This window comes from Brevundimonas kwangchunensis (assembly GCF_039523815.1).
Classification (GTDB): domain Bacteria; phylum Pseudomonadota; class Alphaproteobacteria; order Caulobacterales; family Caulobacteraceae; genus Brevundimonas; species Brevundimonas kwangchunensis.
In genome coordinates this window covers 691,930-696,339 of the sequence record NZ_BAAAGA010000005.1, presented here as the reverse complement: position 1 = coordinate 696,339, position 4,410 = coordinate 691,930, and the positions used below count along the sequence as shown (strand labels likewise).

Here is a 4,410-nt window from a genome sequence, read left to right as displayed (position 1 = left end):
GCCCCGGCGGAGCGATCCGGCGGGGGTTTTTCTTTGGGGGTCTGTTCGCGGTTCATCACGGCGGGCACGGAGAGGCACGGCGAACACAGGGGGGCGCTATGGCGTCAGTTTGTTTGCGCGAAGCGCCACTCCGACTGCCCTGCGGGCGGTCCGCGGACGGGCGAGCGTGCACGGCTTTCGCCGTGTCCGTCGTGCCTCGATGTGCTCGCGGTGATGAACCGCCTGGCCTAGACGCGAACCAGAGCCGATACCGCACGGGCCGCCGCTTCTCCGGATCGGAAGGCCCCGCCGCAGGTCTGGATCAGGCCTCTTGCCAGCGCTTCACCGGCGAAGAAGATGCGGTCTCCGACCGGGCGGGCCAGAGCCTCGCGTGCCCCGTGGCGGCCGGGTGTGACGGCGGCATAGGCGCCGCGGGTCCAGGGATTGGAAGCCCAGCGGGTCAGGCCGCCCTTCACCACGGCTGACGCAGCATCGGAGCCGAACATCTCGACCAGCCCTTGCGTCGCGAAATCGACGGCGGCGTCCTCGCCGGCGGCGGACAATTCCCAGCCCAGATCGCCGCCGACGAAGCCGACCATCAGATCGGTGTCGAACGGGAAGCTGAGGAAGTAGAGGTCGCGACGGCCGCGCCGGGCCAGCAGGACGTCGGTGAACGGCTCCAGCCCGAAGCGCTGACCCCGGATCTGCAATGGGATCTTGGCCAGCATGCCCATGGGGATGTCGGTGACGGCCTCCTGCGTCTCGACGGGCAGATCGGGCGTAAAGCGGATGCCCCCATTTGCGAGGACCCCGGTGGAGACGGTGACGATCACCGCGCCGGCCTGGATCGAGCCGGCATCGGTCTCGACCGTCACGCCCGGACCGTCCCAGCGAATGTGGCGCACCGGGGTGTTCAGCCGAACCGGCAGGGCTCGTCCGCGATGATGGACTATGGAGCCGAAGCCCTCGGCACACAGCAGATTGGGCTCGAGGTCGTCGGTCGAGGCGTAGTCCAGCGATGACAGCTCATCGAGGTCGACCGCCATGTCCAGCGCACCGAGATAGTCGCCTGCGGCCTCGGCGATCGGATCGGAAAGATCAACCAGTGTTGAGGCGGGGACGTCGGCTTCGGCGTCGGCGATGGTCTCGCTCATCGCCGCCTCGGCTTCGTTGACCAGCCGGGCGGGCGTGGGCTGCGAGCCCAGCCAGACCCGCTCCGGATCGTATTCGTGCGCCTGCAGCCGGAAACCGTTGGCGCGGGCGTAGCCAGTGTAAGGATTGTCGTCCGACTTGTGCAGCCAGGCGCAGCCGACGTCGAATGGCACGCCGAAGGTCGACGTGTCGGTAAGGGCCCGGCCGCCGATGCGGTCCATGGCCTCGACCACGACGACGCTTCTTCCCTGCGCCTGCAGTGTCAGGGCGGCGGCGATGCCGGCGGAACCGGCGCCGACAACCACGACATCCGGATCGGAGGGCAGGCGGAACGCGCCCAGGGGCGCGGCGGCGGCCAGGCCCAGCAGGGCGGCCCTTCGGGTCAGCATCATGCGGCGATCCTCCCGACGATCAGACTGCCACGAGCGGGAAGGGCGCAGAAGCGCTGTTCGACGAAAGCGCTCGCCCCACAGGGGAGGGACGCGATTAACGGCCGCCGCATCGCGCGCATCGGCTTGCCCCCGATCCGATTCCGTCGTCTACGTCCGCTTGAGGTTGTTAAGGATTTGGTAACCAATGCGGCGCGCGCTCCACATCGGCCTGTTCATCGGCACCCTGATCGGGATGAGCGCCTGTGCGGCTATCCCGGCTGACGACAGCGGCGCGCGCGGTCCTTACGGCGGCATCGAGGCTGGCCGCCGGGGCTGATGCGACAAGGAAACCTTGGCGGAACGGGGCACATGCCCCTATCATGTGCTGGCGGACGCCGTCTGATGCGCCGCGCCGGTTCATACCCCCCTAAATGTTAGCCATCGCTATCCTCGTCGTTCTGCTCCTGGTGGTGCTCAACGGCGTTTTCGCCATGACCGAATTGGCGGTCGTCTCTTCCCGGAAGTCCAAGCTTCACAGCCGTGCCGAGAAGGGGGACCGCGGTGCGCGCGCGGCTCTCAAGCTGGCTGAAAATCCGACCCACTTCCTCTCTGCTGTACAGGTCGGCATCACGGCGATCGGCATTCTGGCCGGCGCCTACGGTCAAGCCGCCATCGCTGGCGAACTGAATCACATTCTTGAGCGGAACATCCCCGCGATCGCCGCCTGGTCCGAGGCGATCGCAACCGGCATCGTGGTTGTGATGATCACCTATGTGTCGCTGATCGTCGGCGAACTGGTGCCAAAGCGGATCGCGCTGATCTTCCCCGAGGCCGTGGCGTCGAAGATGGCCGCGCCGATCTCGACTCTGGCTCTGGTGCTGAAGCCCTTCGTCATGCTGCTGACGGCCTCGACCTCGGGCATCCTGAAGGTGCTGGGCGTCAAGGATCGCGACGGCTCGGACGTCACCCAGGAAGAGGTGGAGACCATGATCGCCGAGGGCACCTCGGCCGGTCTGATCGAGCCTGAAGAGCAGATCATGATCGAGGAGATCCTGACGCTGGGCGACCGCCCGATCCGGGTGGCCATGACGCCACGCCACGAGGTCTTCTGGATCGCGCTGGACGACACCGAACAGCAGATCCGCGACGAAATCCGCGCCTGCCCCTATTCGCGGATCGTGGTGGCGAAGGAGAGCGACGTCGATAACCCGCTGGGCGTGGTCCACAAGAAGGATCTGCTCGACAGCCTGCTGACGACCGGCAAGTTCGATGTCGAATCGCTGGTGCAGACCCCGGCCTTCATTCCTCAGTCGACTTCCGTGTTGAAGGCTCTCGACATCCTGAAGTCTTCGAAAGTCCACATGGCCTTCCTCGTCGACGAGTTCGGCGCGTTCGAAGGCGTGGTGACCGCCACCGACCTGCTGGAAATGATCGCCGGCGATTTCGACGAGGGGCACGACGAGGGCGAGGCGATGATTCGCCAGCGCGAGGACGGCAGCTGGCTGGTCGATGGGCAGACCGACCTCGAGGAACTGGCCGACGAGCTGGGCGAGGACTTCGGCGAGCGCGAGGGTTTCCACACCGTGGCGGGCCTGGTGTTGCACCAGCTGTCGCGCGTGCCGGACGAGGGCGAGGTGCTGCAACTGGGCCGTTTCGAGGTCGAGGTTATCGATATGGACGACCGTCGCATCGACAAGCTGCTGTTCCGCCAACTGGTCCGCAAGGAGGACGAGGCGGACGCCGTGGCGGCTCATATCGAGGAACAGGACTGAGAGCCGGCTTAACGGCTTGATATGCCCGGGCCACGCTGGTAATCACCCCGGCTCTGGCGAAGACCACGCGCCGATGGGGTTCGTCCCCGCCGGCGCGTTGTGTTTTGTCCTAGGAGTTTAGCTCAGCTGGTAGAGCACCGGTCTCCAAAACCGGGGGTCGTGGGTTCGAGTCCCCCAACTCCTGCCATTTCTCCCCTGTCGCATCGGGTTGGGTCTCCCCATCTGATGCGACAGGAATAGATGTTTGAAGAGAACCGCATGGCCAAGGCCAAGACTCCGTCGGGACGCCGTCCCCAGACCGCCCAGCCGGCCATCGCCGGCAACGCCGTGGCGGCTGACGCGCCTGTCGCCAAGAAGAAGACCTCGATCCCCCAATTCATCGCCCAGGTTCAGGCCGAGGCGAAGAAGATCGTGTGGCCCAGCCGCAAGGAGACCTGGATCACCTCGGTGATGGTCTTCATCATGGTCGCGATCGCCAGCGTGTTCTTCTTCGTCGTCGACGCCGGTCTGACCGTCGTTTCGCAATTCATTCTTTCGATCGGCCGATAAGACCCGACCATGACCGAAGCCAAGCCCGCCAATCCCCGGCACAAGTGGTACATCGTCCACGCCTACTCGAACTTCGAGAAGAAGGTCGCCGAGCAACTGCGCGAGCAGGCCAAGCAGCAGGGCCTCGAGGATAATTTCTCGGAGATCCTGGTGCCGACCGAAGAGGTCGTCGAGGTCCGTCGCGGCCGCAAGGTGAACTCGGAGCGCAAATTCTTCCCGGGCTATGTGCTGGTGAAGATGGAGATGACCGACAACGCCTACCACCTGGTCAAGAACACGCCGAAGGTGACGGGTTTCCTGGGCGCCGCGGGAGGCACCAAGCCGCTGCCGGTCTCGGAACGTGAGGTTCAGCAGATCGTCGGTCAGGTGGAAGAGGGCGTCGAGCGTCCGAAGCCCACGATCCGCTTCGACATCGGCGAGACCGTCAAGGTCATCGACGGCCCGTTCGCCAGCTTCGACGGCCAGGTCGAGAGCGTCGACGAGGACAACGCCCGTCTGCGCGTGGCCGTGTCGATCTTCGGCCGTCCGACCCCGGTGGATCTGGAGTACAATCAGGTGGAGAAGGTCGCGGCGTAAGCCCGATCCCA

At 65.5% G+C, this 4,410-nt stretch carries 5 protein-coding genes and 1 tRNA gene; 5 read left to right on the top strand and 1 reads right to left on the bottom strand.

Annotated elements, in window-relative coordinates; translation table 11 throughout:
* Positions 1-227: 227 nt before the first annotated feature.
* The gene (locus ABDZ95_RS12630) at positions 228-1,523 is read right to left on the bottom strand and encodes a flavin monoamine oxidase family protein (protein WP_343794270.1); all 1,296 of its coding nucleotides are present in this window, start codon (positions 1,521-1,523) and stop codon (positions 228-230) included.
* A gap of 184 nt (positions 1,524-1,707) precedes the next feature.
* Here ABDZ95_RS12630 and ABDZ95_RS12625 point away from each other — a divergent pair, with 184 nt between their 5' ends.
* From ABDZ95_RS12625 to nusG, 5 genes are all read left to right on the top strand, one after another.
* Positions 1,708-1,839 carry a hypothetical protein gene (locus ABDZ95_RS12625; RefSeq protein ID WP_343794268.1) on the top strand — a complete coding sequence of 44 codons (132 nt, stop codon included), beginning with the start codon at positions 1,708-1,710 and terminating at the stop codon, positions 1,837-1,839.
* A 94-nt stretch (positions 1,840-1,933) separates the two neighbouring features.
* On the top strand, positions 1,934-3,274 hold the full coding sequence (locus tag ABDZ95_RS12620; protein WP_343794266.1) for a hemolysin family protein: 1,341 nt from the start codon (positions 1,934-1,936) through the stop codon (positions 3,272-3,274).
* 111 nt (positions 3,275-3,385) lie between these two features.
* Positions 3,386-3,461: transfer RNA gene (locus tag ABDZ95_RS12615), tRNA-Trp, on the top strand.
* A gap of 71 nt (positions 3,462-3,532) precedes the next feature.
* On the top strand, positions 3,533-3,823 hold the full coding sequence (gene secE, locus ABDZ95_RS12610; protein WP_343794264.1) for a preprotein translocase subunit SecE: 291 nt from the start codon (positions 3,533-3,535) through the stop codon (positions 3,821-3,823).
* 9 nt (positions 3,824-3,832) lie between these two features.
* Complete coding sequence (nusG, locus tag ABDZ95_RS12605; RefSeq protein WP_343794262.1) at positions 3,833-4,399, top strand: transcription termination/antitermination protein NusG; 567 nt, start codon at positions 3,833-3,835, stop codon at positions 4,397-4,399.
* The last annotated feature ends 11 nt before the right edge of the window (positions 4,400-4,410 follow it).